We start from the raw sequence: 16607 nt of genomic DNA on the forward strand, positions 1-16607 counted from the left end.
CCTATTCCGGATTCACCGGCACTCACCGCAATCGCCAAGGAGTACAACCATGTTCAGCACCCGTATCAAGCTCGCCCTCGTCGCTGTTGCTACAGCCGTCGCCCTGCTCGCCGCCGGCTGTAGCAACAGCGACGACAAGGACGGTTCCATGCCCGGCATGGATCACGGCGCGAGTTCCAGCAGCGCCCCGGCCGCGAGCAGCTCGGCCCCGGCCGCCCGCACCGATTTCAACGCCGCCGACATCACCTTCCTGCAGATGATGTACCCGCATCACGCGCAGGCGGTGGAGATGGCCGAGCTGGTCCCGTCGCGTTCGCAGAACCAGGAATTGATCACCCTGGCCAAGAGCGTCGAACAGGCCCAGTCCCCGGAGATGCAGCAGATCAGCACCCTGCTGCAGGCGTTCGGCAAGCCCGCCCCGAGCGCGACCATGGGCGGCCATCAGGGCATGTCCGGCATGATGACCGACGATCAGATGAAGCAGCTCGAGAAGCTGTCCGGCGCCGAATTCGACAAGATGTGGATGCGCATGATGATCGAGCACCATCAGGGCGCGATCGCCATGGCCAGTACCGAGCTGGCGACCGGTCAGAACGCCGACGCCAAGGCCCTGGCGCAGGCCATCACGGGCGCGCAGCAGGGTGAGATCGATCAGATGAACCGCATGCTCGCCCAGAGCTAGTCCAGCGAAAAGGCAACGGGTGCGCCGGATCCGGCGCACCCGTGGTGGCTAACTGCCGATGACCGCGTTCATGATGGTCCCGGCGCTGGTGGCGGTGGCGCCGCCGATCATGGCGCCCGCCACCATCTTCGGTGATTCCAGGCCGCCGCCGCTCCACTTCTCCCAGGCGAAGCGGCCGCCGCCGTAGGTGATGGCGGTGACGCCGGAGAGCATGGTGAACCAGGTGAAGTAGCGGACCAGCTTCATCAGCTTGTCAGCCACCGGCGGGGTTTCCGGGGTCGGATTGCCGATCTGCGCGACGACGGTGGTGTACGTGTCGTGCACGGCGGCGAGGAGCATGCTCACGATCGGTTCCTCTCGGATGCTGAGACGGTGCTGGCGGGGCGGAACTTGTGGCACAACTCTCATTAGTCGAGACAATTGAACCGCATCCGCCAGGTCGTCCGTGGGACGACACACCACCGGCACCGAACTCGAGCAGCCGATCAGCTACCGATTTTGCTGCTCTCCAGCCGCTTGCCGAGCAGCGAGTGCTTGCGGCTGTAGGCGAAGTAGACGATCAGGCCGAGCGCCATCCAGACGATGAACCGCAGCCAGGTCTCCACCGACAGGTTGAACATCAGCCAGGCGCAGGCCACCACCGACAGGATCGGGATCAGCGGCACCAGCGGCACGCGGAAGCCGCGCGGCAGGTCGGGGCGGGTCTTGCGGAGCACCAGCACGCCCAGCGACACCAGCACGAACGCGAAGAGCGTGCCGATATTGACCATTTCCTCCAGCGTGCCGAAGTCCACGAACCCGGCCAGCAGCGCGCACACCACGCCGACGATGGCGGTGATCCGGACCGGGGTGCCCTTGGGGCCGGTGCGGGCCAGCGAGCGCGGCATCAGGCCGTCGCGGGACATGGCGAACAGCACCCGGGTCTGGCCCAGGAACAGCACCATGACCACGGTGGTCAGACCGGCCAGCGCGCCGATCGAGATGATGTTCTTGGCCCAGGTCACGCCGTTGATGGCGAAAGCGCTTGCCAGCGTGGCATTGTCGCCCTGCAGTTCGGTGTAGGGCACCATGCCGGTGAGGATGAGCGACACCGCGACGTACAGCACGGTGACGATGGCGAGCGAGCCGAGGATGCCGCGCGGCACATTGCGCTGCGGGTCCTTGGTCTCCTCGGCAGCGGTGGCGACCACGTCGAAACCGATGAAGGCGAAGAACACGATGGAGGCCGCCGCCAGCAGGCCGTACCAGCCGTAGGTGGTGCCGCCGCCACCGGTGACCAGCGCGAACAGCGTCTGGCGCAAGCCGGAGGTGTCATCGGCGACCGGCTGCGAGGCCGGGATGAACGGCTTCAGGTTGTCCAGCTTGAAGTAGGTCGCGCCGACCACCACGACGAGTGCGATGACGGCCAGCTTGATGGCGACCGCGACCGCGGACACCCGCGAGGACAGCTTGGTGCCCAGCGCCAGCAGCACGCCGAGGATGGCGATCAGCAGCACGGCGCCCCAGTCGAAGGTGACCGAGCCGAAGTGCCAGATCGGCATGTGCCCGCCCATGACCGTGCCCAGGTACTGCGACCAGCCCTTGGCCACGACCGAGGTGCCGAGCGCGAATTCCAGGATGAGGTCCCAGCCGATGATCCAGGCGGCGAGTTCGCCGAAGGTGGCGTAGGAGAAGGTGTACGCGCTGCCCGCGACCGGAACGGTGGAGGCGAATTCCGCGTAGCAGACCGCGGCCAGGCCGCAGGCGATGGCGGCGAAGACGAAGGCCAGCGAGACCGCGGGCCCGGCGTGATTGCCGGCGGTGCGTGCGGTGAGGGTGAAGATGCCCGCGCCGACCACCACGGCGACACCGAAGACGGTGAGGTCCCAGGAGGTCAGGTCCTTGCGGAGTTTGGCGTCGGGTTCGTCGGTGTCGCGAATGGACTGTTCGACCGTCTTGGTGCGGAACAAACCGGTGGTGCGGGTGGCCGCGGGGCCGACCGCATCAGGCTGAGGGTCCGGAGTCGCCACTGTCTCTCCTATATCTGGGCTTCTCGGCAACTGTGCAGTTCACGCCTCTTCCCGGGTCCTTGCTCTCGATCCCGGGGCGAGACCTGAGTTGTCGGCGTCACAGCGAACCGTATCACCCACTGGTACGAACCAGTTCAGCAACTGGTTGGACAACATTTACCGAATTACACCTGACGATTACCCACTTCCGACGCTCCCCAGCGACCGGCCGGTCCCGATAGGGTTAGCTATGCGGTCCGGCGGCAAGTTCGAAGGCGGGGATCCGCAGGCGCTGGATCGGATCCTCGCCGGCGCGCAGCGGGTGCGGGTGCGGGAGTTGCGCGGCGATCCGGACCCTTTGCTGGAGGAACGCGATCCGATTGCGATGCAGGCGCTCCGCGAGTCGTTGCGCATCGCCGATCTGCCCGGATTCATCTGCCGCTGCCTGGGCGATGTGGCCCTGGAATTCCTCGACGCGGCCGACGCCACCCTGGCCACGGTGACCCTGCATCACGGGAATTCGGTGCGCTGGGAGGGCTGGCCCGAGCACGCGCCGCTGGCCGACGGGGTGCGGATGCTGGAGTGGCTGGCGGTGCGCGGGGTGCCGGGGCCGCTGCGCGAGTACCGGGCGGCCGAGGAATGATCGAGGGCATGGTCGAGTTTCCCGAGCACAATGTGGGTCCGAAGTGGAAGGGCAAGCGGATCGGGTACTTCCGCGAGACCGCAGGGTACAAGCGGTATCGAGCGGCGTATCTCGACGGCTTCGCCCAGCTGCCCGCCGTCCGCGAATCCGTGGATGTGCCAACGAGTTTCGGGACCGTGCGGGCCTATCGTTTCGGCGACGGCCCGGCCACGCCGCTGGTCCTGCTGCCGGGACGGCAGGCCGCGACCCCGATGTGGGCGGCGAACCTGCCCGGCCTCACCGCCCTGCGCCCGGTGCTGACCCTGGATCTGCTGGGCGAACCCGGCGCGAGCGTGCAGACCAAGCCCCTGCAGGACGATGCCGATCAGGCCGGATGGCTGGCCGAGGCGCTCGCGGCGCTGGAGCCGCGGCCGGTGCACGTGCTCGGGGTGTCCATCGGCGGCTGGTCGGCGGTGAATCTGGCCGTGCACCATCCCGAGCGGGTGGCCGCGCTGATCACCTTCGACGCACCGTTCGTCTTCGGCGGCGTGACCTGGAAAATGATCATGGTGTCGCTGGGCTCGGTCCTGCCTGGCATGCCGGACAAATGGCGTAATCGCCTGCTGAGCTGGATCTCCGGGGGCGTGCAGGCGCCGCAGGACCTGCCCGAGGGGCGGCTCATCGCCTCGGGCATGAAGGATTTCGCCGCCTACCTGCCGATGGTGAAACAGCCTTCGAAGGAACAGCTTTCGGGTCTCGAGATCCCGTTCCTCGGGATCTTCGCCGGGCGCAGCATCGTGCACAAGTCCAAGAAGCTGGCCGCGAAGGCGCGCAAACTGCTGCCGGCCGGGCAGTTCGAAGTGTGGCCGGAAGCATCGCACGCCATCAACGGCGAATTCCCCGAGGAGATCGCGGCGCGGGTGAAAACCTTTCTCGCCGAGGTCGATCCGAGCGCGGACTAGGGCACCAGCACCGCGCGGCCGCGGATCAGGCCCTTGTCCAGGCGCTGGAACGCGTCCGGCCCCTCGGCCAGATCGAAGCGCTCCACCTCCATGTGCAGCTTCCCGGCCTGCGCCAGCGCCACGCAGGCGTGCAGGTCGGATCTGGTGCCGCCCAGCGACTTCCGCACGGTCGCGCCCCACGGCAGTCCGGGACCACCGGCGGGTCCGGCGGTGATTCCCGGATTGCCGTCGCCGATGCCGACCATGCGATACGCGCCGTTGGGGGCCACCGTCTCGACGGCCAGCTTGGCGGTGCTGTCGACGCCGACGAAGTCGAACACCGCTTCCGCGCCGCGGCCGTCGGTCAGGTCCAGGATCTGCTTGGCGGTGTCGTCCGCGGCCAGAATGCTCACGTCCGCACCGCAGGCCGCGGCCAGTTCCAGCTTCTCCGGCGCGGAATCGACGGCGATCACGCGCACCCCGCTGATCGCGTGCAGGATCTGCAGGGCCGCGTGCCCGAGCCCGCCGATGCCGATGGCCACCGCGGTGCCGCCCGGCCGCAGCACGTCCTTGGTCCCGCGAATCGCGTGGTAGGCGGTCAGCGCCGCGTCGGCGACCGGCGCGGCCTGGATGAAGTCCAGATCGCCGATGGGCACGAAGGTGCCGGCCGGAATGCGCACGTACTCCGCCATTCCGCCTTCCATGGTGAGGCCCGGGCAGGGCGGCATGGCGACGCGGCCCGCCGCGAGGCACACGTTCTCGTTGCCGCTCACGCACTCCCGGCACACGCCGCAGGTCCAGAACAGGTACACCACGCCGCGCTCGCCGATCTCGCGGCCGGTCACGTCCGAACCGATGGCCTCGATGGTGCCGGCGATCTCGTGGCCGAGGGTCAGCGGATCCTCGCGCAGCTGGATCGGGAAGTTGACCAGGGTCAGGTCGGAGTGGCATACGCCCGCCGCGCCGACCCGGATGAGCAGGTCGTTGGGTCCGATATCGGGGACCGGAATGTCGTTGACTACCACCGTTTCCGGGCCGGTCCACTGGAGTGCTCGCATGGTGCTTCCTCTGTGTTTCTCACGAGTGACGCCGCGTTTTCTCGCGTGTGATCTGGCGCACAAGGTAGCACTCGCTTTACACTGTGTCTAGCGAATGACGGAATGTCTAATGGTGTTCGCCAAAACGCTCCCGGGGAATGAGACTCCTGTCTAGGCTGCCGTCCCATGAAGCAACCGCGGATCGCCATCGTGGGGGCCGGCATCTCCGGCATCTGCATGGGCGTCGCTCTACAGCGGGCCGGATTCACCGATTTCACCATCTTCGAGAAGGCTGCCGATTACGGCGGGACCTGGCGCGACAACACCTATCCCGGACTGGTGTGCGATGTGCCGTCGCGGTATTACCAGTTCCGGTTCGCCATGAATCCCGAATGGACGCAACTGTATTCGGCCGGTCCGGAGATCAAGGATTATCTCGCCGGGGTCGCGCGCGAGCACGGCCTGCCCGCACACACCCGGTTCGGTGCGGAAGTGATCTCGGCCGAATACGACGCGGAGGGCTGGCTGGTCGGCGCCGCCGACGGGACGACCGCGCGCTTCGACTTCGTCATGTGCGCAACGGGTTTCCTGCACCACCCGAACCGGCCCGACATCCCCGGACTGACCGAATTCGCCGGGCCCGTGATGCATTCGTCGCGGTGGGATCACGAGGTGGAGCTGGCCGGCAAGCGGATCGGGGTGATCGGCACCGGATCGACCGGCACCCAGCTGGTGAGCGCACTCGCCGGGCAGGTACCGAAAGTGGTGCTCTTCCAGCGCACTCCGCAGTGGATCCTGCCGACCGTCAATCGCGCCTACACGCCGATCTCGAAGACGATCTACCGGCGGGTGCCGGCCTTGAACACGCTGGTCTACGGCATGCACCGGATGATCTTCGCGGCGTTCTCGCAGGGGCTGGTGCACCCCGGCCGCATCCGGCGCTTCATCCAGTGGGTGGTGGCGCGAAACCTGCGGTCGGTCAAGGATCCCGAACTGCGTGCCAAGCTGACCCCCGACTATCAGGCAATGTGCAAGCGGCTGGTGGTGTCGGACCGCTTCTACGCGGCGGTGCAGCGGCCGGATGTGGAACTGGTGACCAGCGGTATCGAACAGGTGAAGCCGGACGGGGTGGTGACCGCCGACGGCGTGCTGCACGAGCTCGACATGCTGGTGCTGGCAACCGGATTCGACTCGCACGCCTTCATGCGGCCGATGGCGATCACCGGCACCGGCGGACGCACCCTGGACCAGGCCTGGGCGGACGGGCCGCGCGCTTTCGAGGGCGTCATGATGCCCGACTTCCCGAACCTGTTCATGCTCATCGGCCCGCACAGCCCGTTCGCCAACCATCCGCTCACCGCGGTCGCCGAAGCGCAGTCCGCGCGCATCGTCGGCTGGCTGCAGCGCTGGCAGGCAGGCGAATTCGGCGCGCTGGCCCCCACCCACGCCGCCACCGACCGGTACAACGCGCGCCTCAGAGCCGCCGCTCCCAGCACCGTGTGGACCACCGGCTGCCGGAGCTGGTATCTCGGCAAGGACGGACTGCCCGAACTGTGGCCGTGGAGCCCCGGCCGCTACGAGAAACTGATTCGCAGCGCCCCCGATCCGGTCGACTACCGGCTGGAACGCGCCGGCGCCCGAAAGTGAGCGGGCCCGTGCCGGTTTCCTCGATGCGTGGTCTGTCGCGACTGATCGGCCGGTGGTCGTTCGGCCCCGCCCCGGACTGGGACCGGGTCCGGCGGCGACTGGTCGCGGGCACCCGTTTCGTCAAAGCGCCCGCGGGCGTGACGGTGACGACCGGCTCGCTCGGCGGCGCCCCGGCCGAAATCCTCACGCCCCGTTACGCTCCCGCCGACGCGGCCATCCTGTATCTGCACGGCGGCGGGTTCGTCAGCGGGGCCCCCGCCATGCTCCGGCCGCTCACCGGCCCCCTGGCGGCGGCCACCGGCACCACCGTTTACGCCCTGGACTACCGCCTCGCCCCGGAGCATCCGTATCCCGCCGCGATCGACGATGTGCTCGCCGCGTACCGCGCCCTGCTCGCACGCGGCGTGCCCGCGAAACAGATTGCCGTCGCGGGCGATTCGGCCGGCGGCACGCTCACCCTGGATCTCGCCGAGCGGCTGCGCGCCAAGGGCTGGCCACCGCCCGCGCTACTCGCCATGATCTGCCCGGTGCTCGACTACAGCACCGAATCAGCGGCGTTCCAGGGCGATTCGCCCCGGGAACCGCTGCTCACCGGTTCGCTCATGCGCGACTGCATCGACGCCTACCTGCCCGGCGTTCCCGAGGCGGAACGGCGCGCGATGTCACCGGTGCACCGCGACATCACCGGACTGCCGCCCATCGTGCTGCAATCGGCGGGCGACGACCTGCTCGCCGGGGACGCCCGCCGATTCGCCGCGCACGCCGCGAAAACCGGTGCGCCGCTGCGGCATCGGGAGTATCGCGGCCTGTGGCACGTCTTTCACGCCATGCCCATGAAAGCCTCCCGCGAAGCCATCGCGGACCTGGCGAAGCCCCTCACCGAAGCCCTGTACGGCCATCACACCGGCTACCGCTCGGGAGAATGATCGATGGCGCGCTCGCTCACCGCTCAGGGCAGCAGGCGATGCGCGGCCCCGATCGCCATGTCGCGCACCAGCTTCGCGGGTTGTTCGAGCAGGCAGAGGCTGGTGAGGGCGGCCAGCATGAGCTGGCCGAGCAGGTAGGACATGTCCGCGCGCTCCTCGGCGGAGAGATCGTCGCCCATGATCTGATCGAAACGCTCCAGCATGATCGCGTAGAGCGCCCGGCGTTCCCGGTCGGCGGTGCGGTCCCCGGAGATGATGGCCGACACCATGGCCGACATGAGCGGCAGTTCGGCGGCGGAATGGTCGATCACGGCCGCCATGAGTTCCGCCATCTGCTCCGCGGCCGAGCCCCCGGCCAGCCGAATCCCGCCCCGCGCTTGCTCTTCGGCGATCTCGCGCGCCCATTCCACCCCGGCGGCGGTGAGCAGCTGATCCTTGCTGCCGAAATACCGGTATACCGTGGCCCTGGCCAGCCGGGCGTGGTCGGCCACCGCGTGCATGGTCACCGCCCCGTACCCGCCCTGCCCCGCCAGTTCGCGCGCCGCGACCAGCAGGCGCTGCCGCCGTTCCCGCTGACTGCTCGAAAGCGGGTGCACGGTGGTGAAAGTGGCCGAAAGGGCACGCGATGACATGGCCTCATTGTGGCGCACCGCGCGCCGCGCTCTCACCGGCCACCCGCCGGACCATCGGCGGGCAGTAGCGCGGTTCAGGCGAAGGCGTGGACGAGGATCGGTGCGACGAATTCGGTCAGCATGGCGCGTTCCTCGCCGGCGTCGCGGCCGGGCGCGGCCAGCAGCGAGACGATGATGCGGGTCAGCCAGCGCGCCAGCCGCCCGCGTTCCGGATCGCCCAGCCCGTTCGGGGTGAACAGGCTGGTCGCCAGCGATTCGATGACCGCGGAATCCTGGCTGATCTCGCCCGCCGGGCCCGCCTCGCCGGCCCGGAACCAGGCGATGAGCATGGGGTCGGCGCGCACCTCGCGCACCGCGGCCAGCATGGCCTCGATGATCCGCTCGGTGGGGTCTTCCACCGCGCCGACCTCGGCCGCCACCCGCGCCGCGATCCGGCGGCTCTCGCGATGCACGAAAGCCAGCCGCACCGCCTGCCGATTGTCGAAATACCGGTACAGGGTGGCCCGCGAACAGCCCGCCGCCTTGGCGATATCGCCCATGCCGACACTGGTCACGCCGCGTGCGGCGAACAGTTCGGCGGCGGCGTCGAGAATCCGCTCGGCCGCCAGGTCGGCCCGGTCGGTTGCCAGCCAATCGCGGCTCATGCGCTGTCCCTTCGGTATTCGCGGTCACCCGCCCGCACGGCTCAGGCGGTCACATGGAACGGGACCGACATGGGCCAGCGGACGTAATTTCCGTTGGACCAGACTACGTCGGGGATATCCACGGTGAACTCCGGGCAGCGGGCCAGTAGTTCCTCCAGCGCCACCCGGGCCTGCATGCGCGCGGCGGCCGCGCCCAGGCAGTGGTGATGGCCGTGGCTGAAGGTCATGATCTGCTTGGGGTTGCGCAGTACGTCGAGTTGTTCCGCGGTGGGACCGTATTCGCGTTCGTCGTGATTGGCCGAGGCGTAGAGCAGCAGGACGCGGCGGCCGGCCGGGATGACGGTGTCGTGCAGTTCGACATCGCGGGTGGCGGTGCGCGCCAGGCCCTGCACGGGTGAGGTCATGCGCAGGAATTCCTCGACCGCGACGGTGATGCGGCTCGGGTCCTCGACCAGCAGGCGGCGCTGCTCGGGGTTGGCGCTGAGCAATTGCACCGCGCCGCCGAGGTTTCCGGTGGTGGTGTCATTGCCGCCGGTGATCATGGTGAAGGCGAAGCCGAGCATGGCGAGCAGGCCGTCGGTGTCGCCGTCCGCGCCGATGCCGGAGGCCAGCATGTGCGAGATGGTGTCGTCGCCGGGTTCGGTGCGGCGGCGATCGATCAATTGCGTGAAATACCCGGCCATTTCGCCGATCACGGCCATGACGTCGCCGCTGGCCTTGCTGATATCGCCGCTGGAGATCGCGCCGCCGACGATCGCGAAGGTCCATTCGTCGAACTTGGCGCGATCGGCCTCCGGGACGCCGAGATAGTGCGCGACGACCATGGTCGGCAGCGGTTTGAAGAGTTCGGCGACGATATCGCCGCCGCCCGCGGCCTTCAGCTTCTCGACGCGTTCAATGACGAACCGGCGCACCGCCGGTTCCACCGAATTCACCTGTCGCGGCGTGAATCCTGGGGAGACGCGGCGGCGGAAGTCGGTGTGCTCCGGCGGGTCCATGAAGACGAAGGGCCGCAGCACGCCGCCGCCGATGGCATCCATGCCGACGTAATCGAGGGTCAGGCCCGAGGCCGAGGAGAAGGTCTGCGGGTCGCGGGCGGCCGCGTACACGTCGGCGTGCCGGGACAGTACGTAGTAGTCGTCGGATTCGCGGCCTTCGGGCACGACGTGGTGCACCGGATCGTGTTCGCGCAGTGCGGAATACATGGGCCAGGGGTCACGCCAGGTTTCGCCCGAGCGCGGTTCGAACCTGGCCGCATGACACGACGTTGAACTCATGCATCGACGGTAAGACAAATACTCGATTCTGTCTAGAACCGGTTTCAGTCTTGCTCCCGGACCAGCTGGAAGGTGAACTCGCTGTCGCCGATCCGCACCGTCGCGTTATTGGCCAGAATCGCGCTGTCCACCACCCGGATTCCGTCCACGAACACGCCGTTCGAGGAGCTCAGATCCTTGACCACATAGGTGAGGCCGTTGTCGATGACCAGGGCGTGATGGCGGCTGACCCGGCCGTCGGGCAGCGCGATGTCATTGTCGGAGAGCCGGCCGATCCGGGTCACGGTGCCGACGATGGGGAACACCTGGCCGTCGCGGCCGCGCAGGATCGCCTGCGGCTCGTGCCAGCTGCGATCCACGATGGTGGTGGCGCGGGTCGCCGAGGCGGCGGCCACCGCGCGCACGCTCAGCGATTCCTGGCGCAGGATACGGGCTTCCAGCTCCCGGATGCGCGGGCCGGGATCGATGCCGAGTTCGTCGGCGAGCACGGTGCGCAGGCGGCGGGCGGCATCGAGGGCGTCGGACTGGCGGCCGGCCAGGTAGAGCGCGGTGATCAGCTGCTCCCAGAGTGATTCCCGCAGTGGATGATCGCGCACCAGCAGGGTGAGTTCGGAGACCACGGCATCGGCGCGGCCCTGGGCGATATCGGCTTCGGCGCGGGCCTCGATGACGCCGATGCGCTCATCGTCCAGGGCCACCGCGTAGGCGTCGGCGAAACCGAGACCGCGCAGATCGGACAGGACCGGGCCGCGCCATTGCGCGAGGGCGTCGGAGAGGGCCTCACTGGCGGCGGAGAAACGGCCGGCAGCCAGGGCGCGCAGGCCGTTCTCGCGGCGGATGCGGAAGCGGAAGACATCGCAAGCGGCGTCGTCCACCACGATGCGGTAGCCGGTTCCCATGTGCTGCAACATGTTCCGGGCGTCGATGCCGCCGTCGCGCAGGGGCTTGCGGAGGTTGGACACGATGGCGTGCAGGCTGACGCGGACGTCGGGGGGCTGGTTCTCCTCCCAGACGGCGGCGGCCAGGGCATCGACCGAAACCGGGCGGTTGGCATGAATTACCAGGTAGGCCAGCACCGCTCGCTGTTTCGGACCGCCCAGCTGTTGCGCCACCCCATCGATGGTGAGCTCGACCGGACCCAGCACCCCCACCTGCGCCCGCACCTGCGCCATCGGCAACTCCTCACCATCGCCCCCGGTCAGACTCCCGCCACTGTAACTTCCCGGCCCGCCTCACGCCCCCCGGTTTCACGGCAGCAGCCGCTGCTCCTTCGCCACCGCCACCGCCGCGGCGCGGGTCTCCACCTCGAGTTTGTCGTAGATGCGGGCCAGATGGGTTTTCACGGTGGCCTCGCTGATGTGCAGGGCGCGGGCGATCTCGCGATTGCCGAGACCGTGCGCGAGCTGGGCGAGGATGTCGAGTTCGCGGGGCGTGAGGGTGGGGCGCGGGCGGCGCATCTGCGTCATGACACGATCGGCCACCGGCGGGGACAGCGCGGTACGGCCCTGGGCGGCGGCGTGCACGGCGGCGAAGAGCTCCTCCGGGCGCTCCGCCTTCAACAGGTAACCGGTGGCGCCGGCGGCGATCGCGCGGGTGACGTCGGCGTCGGTGTCGAAAGTGGTCAGCACCAGCACGTACGGCGGGTTCGGGAGCGCGCAGATGCGCCGCGTCGCCTCGATGCCGTCCATATCCGCGCCGAGTTGCAGGTCCATCAGCACCACGTCCGGGTGCACGGCCGCGGCCAGCGTCACCGCCTCGGTCCCGCTGCCCGCCTCCCCCACCACCTCGATATCCGGCGCGCTGGCCAGCAAGGCCAGCAGACCGGCGCGCACCACCGCGTGGTCGTCGCAGATCAGCAGCCGGACAACGGTTTTCACAGCATCCACGGGGCCTCCCACCGACGACTGGTAAAAGCGCGACTGGCGCACGGGTCCGACCCGCGTGTCTTCATCCGGCAGCCAGCGGTACGACGGCCGATAGTACGGTCCCTTCGCCCGGCGCCGATTCGACCGTGAGCGTGCCGCCCAATTGCCGCAGCCGGGCGCGCATGGCGGGCAGGCCGTGACCGCGCTGCTCGCCGCTGACCGGAGCCGCCGGGTCGAAACCCGTTCCGTCATCGGCGATATCGAGGACCACCTGATCGCCCAGGTAAGTGACGGTGAGCGTCACCGTACTCGCGGCGGCATGCTCGCGGGCATTGGCGAGCGCGCCCTGGGCGATACGGAGCAGCGCCGCCTCCACCTGCCCGGGCAGGGCGGCGGGCTCGCCGTCCACCTGTACCCGCACCGTCAGCGCGCGCGGCGAATCCGAGGAAAGACCAGGGGCGTTCAGGCCGATCGGCCCCTCCCGTTCAGCCAGGGCGCGCAGGGCTGCAACCAGTGATCCGCCGGCGGCGAGGTCGGCGGGGGCGAGGTCGTCGACGAAACGGCGTGCCTCGGTGAGGTTTTGCTCGGCGACGGCGGCGGCGGTGCGAATGTGGGTGCGGGCGCGGTCCGGATCGGTTTCCCAGATCCGGTCGGCGGCCTGCAACAACATGCGCTGACTGGACAAGCCCTGCGCGAGCGTGTCATGGATTTCCATGGCCAGCCGCTGCCGTTCGGCCAGCGTGCCTTCCCGGCGCTCGGTGGCGGCCAGCTCCCGTCGCGTAGCCCGCAGATCGGCGATCAACGCGGCCTGCTGCTCGGTGTGCCGCCGCATCCCGACGAACAACGCGGTACTGATCGCCGCCACCGCCGGCGGGGCCAGCAGCAGATTCGGATCCGCCCACCCGGCCAGCTTCACCTGCGCGATGACGATCAACGCCGTCAACGCCGTCACCAGCACCAACGCGGCCCGCAGCGGCAGGATCCGCAACCCCGTGTACAGCAACGCCACCGCGCACCAGGCGAAACTCGGCGCCAGCAACACCAGCACCACCCAGGTGCCCACCAGCAGCGCGAACCACAGAATCCGCCGCGACTCCCGCAACTCGCTCACCACATACAGCACCGCCAGCACCGCGGCCAACGCGAAAACCCAAGGCGCCCGCGGACTGTCGTGATGCTTCAGGAAATACCGCAGCACCGAAGCAGCCAGCAACACGTAGAACGCGCAATGCACGATGGTCCCGAGCAACCGCGAATCGGCGCGCTCTCGCTCTTTCACTGTCACCCGGTCCACCTCCTCCACGACGCCGATCTGCGCAAACACCCTAATTCTGCCGCCCGTTCGGCCCGCCCGTATCAACCGATCGGCTGACACCCGGGTCACCCACACCGCGCGCCGCGACCACCCGGTGAGCCGATGGCAAACCGCACGCTCCACACCAGGATCGATAGTGCACGGGTTGCCGCACGGCACCCGATCCGGCGCGCCGGGCATCCGGAGCGCGCAACCAGGTACAGGAGCGATCGCCATGACCGAAACCAAGCAGACCAAGTCCACCCGCACCCGGCTCATCATCGGCGGCGCGGCCGCGGCCGTGGTCGCCGCCGGCGCGATCGGCGTGGTCTCGGTGAACGCCCAGAACCCCGATCCCGGCGCCCGCACGCCCGTCGTCGTCGATGCCGCCGACGCCAACCTGACCACCAGCAGCCATCTCTCGATCGCCGCCGCCACCAAGGCCGCCCAGGCCGCCCTCGACGCCGCCGTCAAGGAAAACCAGCACGTCACCGTGGCCGTGGTCGACCGCAACGGCAATACCGTCGTCGTCCTGCGCGGCGACGGCGCGGGCCCCCAGTCCTACGACTCCGCCCAGCAGAAGGCCTTCACCGCCGTCTCCTGGAACGCCACCACCTCCACCCTCGCCAAGCGCCTAGACTCGGCCCCGCATCTCGCCGATATCCCCGGCACCCTCTTCCTCGCCGGCGGCGCTCCGGTCGATGCCAAGGGCGGCGCTCCGATCGCCGGCATCGGCGTGGCGGGCGCGCCCAGCGGCGACCTGGACGAGAAGTTCGCCCAGGCAGGCGTGGCCGCCCTCGCCAACTGAGCCGATCCGGTTACCGGGCCAGGCGATAGACGGACATGTTGCCGATCGTGGTTTCGGGATAGTTCGCCTTGACCCAGGCGGTGATCTCGGCCGAGGTCGATTGATCCGGCTCGCGGCGTTGGGCGTTCGGGGCGGTGGGGTTGGCCTGCTGCCCTTCGCTGTTCCCGGCCTGTTCGCCCTGCTGGCTCTGCTGGCGTTGGCGAACCAGGTAGTAGGCGATCTGATGGTCGGCTACGTATTGCTGGAATTGTTCGAGGGTCGGGAAATCGTCTCGGCCACTGAAGCCGCCGACTGCGAGTAGCGGTGTGCCGGTTTGCAGCTCGAGGGTGCTGACGTCGGACGCACCGACTGCGGCTGCGGCCCAGCGGGTTCCGGCGGTGGTGATCAGCTCGGCGATCTGCGGATCGAGTTGGTTGTTGCCTCGTGCGGGCCCGCGGCTGTTGCGCGGCGGTCCAGCCACCGGGCTGCCGCCGGAGTGTGGTTGGGCGACGGTTTCCACCGCGTAGGCGGTCGGAGCCACAAGCATGGAAAGCAGTGCAGCGACGGCGATTACGCGGGTTGTGCGGTGGGAGCGGGCAGGCAGGAGCAGGAATGCCGCGACGACGATCGCAGCCGCCAGGACCGCCCAGCGGAAGGACGGCAGCCAGTCGGGGGTGCGGCGGAGTAGCACGAAAGCCCAGGCTCCGGTGACGGCGACGGCCGCGGCCAAGGTGCCACGAGCGGCCGGATGGGTTCGGCGGGACCACAATTGGGTCGCGCCCACCGCTATGAGAGCGGCAATCGCGGGAGCCAAAGCAATCGAATAGTAGGAGTGGAAACTGCGGCTCATGGTGCTGAGCACCGCGGCAGTGACCAGCAGCCAACCGCCCCAAAGAAGCAGGGCGGCACGGACGCGGTCGGTGCGCGGAGCACGGCGGGTGAGCCAGAGTCCGGCGATCAGGGCAATGAGGGCGGCGGGCAGCAGCCAGGAGAATTCGGTCCCGAGTTCTCCGGTGAACAGGCGGGTGATACCGGGCTCACTGCCGAATCCGGCCATGCCACGGGGAAATTGGCCGCCGGGCTGCGGGGTTGGGATCGTGGCCACGCCGGTGCCGCCGGAGGGGCGGTAGTTCGGCATGCCGCCGCGGTTGTTGCCGAAGATGCGGCCGAGGCCGTTGTAGTCGACCGCGAGTTCCCACAGGCTGTTGGTGGTGGAGCCGCCGATGTAGGGGCGGGAGCCGGCGGGCCACAGGGCTACCAGGGCGACGTACCAGCCGGAGGACACCACCACTGCGGCCGCGGCGGTCAGCAATTGCTTTATGCGCAAACCGATTCCGCCCGCACCTGCCACCAGCACCACCAGGGCGAGGCCCGGCAGCACCAGGAACGCCTGCATCATCTTGGTGAGGAAGCCGAAGCCCATGAGCACGCCGGCCGCGACCAGCCAGCCGGTACTCGCCGACCACCATTTCGCCGACTCGGCATCGACGGCGCGGACGGTGCAGTACGCGGCCGCGACGAGCAGCAGCATGAGCATGGCGTCGGGGTTGTCGTAGCGGAACATCAAGGCCGCCACCGGGGTTACGGCGAACGCGAAGCCCGCCAGCAGCCCGGCGGCGGGACCGGCCCAGCGGCGTACGCAGGCCGCCAGCAGTCCTACCGCGGCGACACCCATGAGCGCTTCGGGCACCAGCATCGACCACGAGCTGAACCCGAAAACGCGGCCGGACAATCCCATCACCCACATGGCGACGGGCGGCTTGTCGACGGTGATGGCGTTCTGTGAGTCCAGGGACGCGAACAGCAGCGCCTTCCAACTCTGTGTCCCGGCCTGCACCGCCGCCGCGTAGTACTGGTTGGTCCAACCGGCCCCGCCGAGCCCCCACAGATAGAGCACGGCGGTACTCACCAGCAGCGCGAGCGTCCCAGGCCGCTCCCAGCGCGGACGATCCGGAGCCCCGCCGAACCATCTCGCCCAATGCGCGATCCCCTTCGCCCGCCCCGGCACCACCGCACCGGTCACACCGGTCATCGCCGTCATCCACAACCCTTCCGCTGACCCACTCCGCTCGACCAGCGGAGCCTAGGACCGCCGATTGCGATCTTCCTGCGCCTCGGCTGGGAGTTCCCTGGGAGCGCCCGCGCAGCCGGAACACCTCGCAAGACCAGCGCACAATGACATCCGCCCCCGGGTGGAGCAACCGCCGGTGCGACCGAACAGGAAACGCCGCGACGAGCGTCGGCTCGTCGCGGCGGTGAAATCCG

Annotated in this window: 16 protein-coding genes; 6 read left to right on the plus strand and 10 right to left on the minus strand. The window is 68.9% G+C overall.

Annotated features, from left to right (window positions below; translation table 11 throughout):
- Positions 1 to 49 precede the first annotated feature (49 nt).
- On the plus strand, positions 50 to 682 hold the full coding sequence (locus LTV02_RS22010; RefSeq protein WP_233033439.1) for a DUF305 domain-containing protein: 633 nt from the start codon (positions 50 to 52) through the stop codon (positions 680 to 682).
- Positions 683 to 730: 48 nt separating this feature from the next.
- Here LTV02_RS22010 and LTV02_RS22015 read toward each other — a convergent pair whose 3' ends face one another.
- Both LTV02_RS22015 and LTV02_RS22020 read right to left on the minus strand, forming a co-directional pair.
- Complete coding sequence (locus LTV02_RS22015; RefSeq protein WP_174564479.1) at positions 731 to 1021, minus strand: hypothetical protein; 291 nt, start codon at positions 1019 to 1021, stop codon at positions 731 to 733.
- A 146-nt stretch (positions 1022 to 1167) separates the two neighbouring features.
- Complete coding sequence (locus LTV02_RS22020; protein ID WP_233033441.1) at positions 1168 to 2691, minus strand: amino acid permease; 1524 nt, start codon at positions 2689 to 2691, stop codon at positions 1168 to 1170.
- Between the two features lie 229 nt (positions 2692 to 2920).
- Between LTV02_RS22020 and LTV02_RS22025 the strand changes: the two genes are divergently transcribed.
- Entirely contained in the window at positions 2921 to 3313 is a 393-nt protein-coding gene (locus tag LTV02_RS22025) for a hypothetical protein (RefSeq protein ID WP_067710630.1), read from the plus strand.
- Positions 3314 to 3321: 8 nt separating this feature from the next.
- Positions 3322 to 4254 carry an alpha/beta fold hydrolase gene (locus LTV02_RS22030; RefSeq protein ID WP_233033443.1) on the plus strand — a complete coding sequence of 311 codons (933 nt, stop codon included), beginning with the start codon at positions 3322 to 3324 and terminating at the stop codon, positions 4252 to 4254.
- On the opposite strand, the gene LTV02_RS22035 is transcribed toward LTV02_RS22030, so the two are convergent.
- A complete protein-coding gene (locus tag LTV02_RS22035) occupies positions 4251 to 5291 on the minus strand; it encodes an NAD(P)-dependent alcohol dehydrogenase (RefSeq protein WP_233033445.1) in 1041 nt (346 codons plus the stop codon). The genes LTV02_RS22030 and LTV02_RS22035 overlap by 4 nt on opposite strands.
- Before the next feature lie 165 nt (positions 5292 to 5456).
- On the opposite strand from LTV02_RS22035, the gene LTV02_RS22040 reads away from it, so the two are divergent.
- Together LTV02_RS22040 and LTV02_RS22045 are read left to right on the plus strand one after the other, a co-directional pair.
- Complete coding sequence (locus LTV02_RS22040; RefSeq protein WP_233033447.1) at positions 5457 to 6917, plus strand: flavin-containing monooxygenase; 1461 nt, start codon at positions 5457 to 5459, stop codon at positions 6915 to 6917.
- A gap of 23 nt (positions 6918 to 6940) precedes the next feature.
- Positions 6941 to 7843: an alpha/beta hydrolase gene (locus LTV02_RS22045; protein WP_233033449.1), complete on the plus strand. Its 903-nt coding sequence runs from the start codon at positions 6941 to 6943 to the stop codon at positions 7841 to 7843.
- Between the two features lie 23 nt (positions 7844 to 7866).
- Here LTV02_RS22045 and LTV02_RS22050 read toward each other — a convergent pair whose 3' ends face one another.
- The 6 genes from LTV02_RS22050 to LTV02_RS22075 all read right to left on the minus strand — a co-directional run bounded on the left by LTV02_RS22050 (position 7867) and on the right by LTV02_RS22075 (position 13546).
- The gene (locus LTV02_RS22050) at positions 7867 to 8475 is read right to left on the minus strand and encodes a TetR/AcrR family transcriptional regulator (RefSeq protein WP_233033451.1); all 609 of its coding nucleotides are present in this window, start codon (positions 8473 to 8475) and stop codon (positions 7867 to 7869) included.
- Positions 8476 to 8549: 74 nt separating this feature from the next.
- A complete protein-coding gene (locus LTV02_RS22055; protein WP_233033453.1) occupies positions 8550 to 9119 on the minus strand; it encodes a TetR/AcrR family transcriptional regulator in 570 nt (189 codons plus the stop codon).
- Positions 9120 to 9160: 41 nt separating this feature from the next.
- Positions 9161 to 10396 (minus strand): cytochrome P450, encoded by a 1236-nt coding sequence (locus tag LTV02_RS22060; protein WP_233033462.1) that lies wholly within the window; start codon positions 10394 to 10396, stop codon positions 9161 to 9163.
- A 44-nt stretch (positions 10397 to 10440) separates the two neighbouring features.
- Positions 10441 to 11568, minus strand: a complete 1128-nt coding sequence (locus LTV02_RS22065; protein WP_233033464.1) for a BTAD domain-containing putative transcriptional regulator — start codon at positions 11566 to 11568, stop codon at positions 10441 to 10443.
- 75 nt (positions 11569 to 11643) lie between these two features.
- A complete protein-coding gene (locus tag LTV02_RS22070; RefSeq protein WP_157762147.1) occupies positions 11644 to 12273 on the minus strand; it encodes a response regulator in 630 nt (209 codons plus the stop codon).
- Between the two features lie 70 nt (positions 12274 to 12343).
- Positions 12344 to 13546 (minus strand): sensor histidine kinase, encoded by a 1203-nt coding sequence (locus LTV02_RS22075; RefSeq protein WP_233033465.1) that lies wholly within the window; start codon positions 13544 to 13546, stop codon positions 12344 to 12346.
- A 244-nt stretch (positions 13547 to 13790) separates the two neighbouring features.
- Between LTV02_RS22075 and LTV02_RS39300 the strand changes: the two genes are divergently transcribed.
- Complete coding sequence (locus LTV02_RS39300) at positions 13791 to 14363, plus strand: GlcG/HbpS family heme-binding protein (protein ID WP_269821549.1); 573 nt, start codon at positions 13791 to 13793, stop codon at positions 14361 to 14363.
- A 10-nt stretch (positions 14364 to 14373) separates the two neighbouring features.
- Here the strand turns inward: LTV02_RS39300 and LTV02_RS22085 are convergent, their stop codons facing one another.
- Complete coding sequence (locus LTV02_RS22085) at positions 14374 to 16383, minus strand: glycosyltransferase family 39 protein (RefSeq protein WP_233033466.1); 2010 nt, start codon at positions 16381 to 16383, stop codon at positions 14374 to 14376.
- Positions 16384 to 16607 lie beyond the last annotated feature (224 nt).

The organism is Nocardia yamanashiensis (assembly GCF_021183565.1).
GTDB lineage: Bacteria > Actinomycetota > Actinomycetes > Mycobacteriales > Mycobacteriaceae > Nocardia > Nocardia yamanashiensis.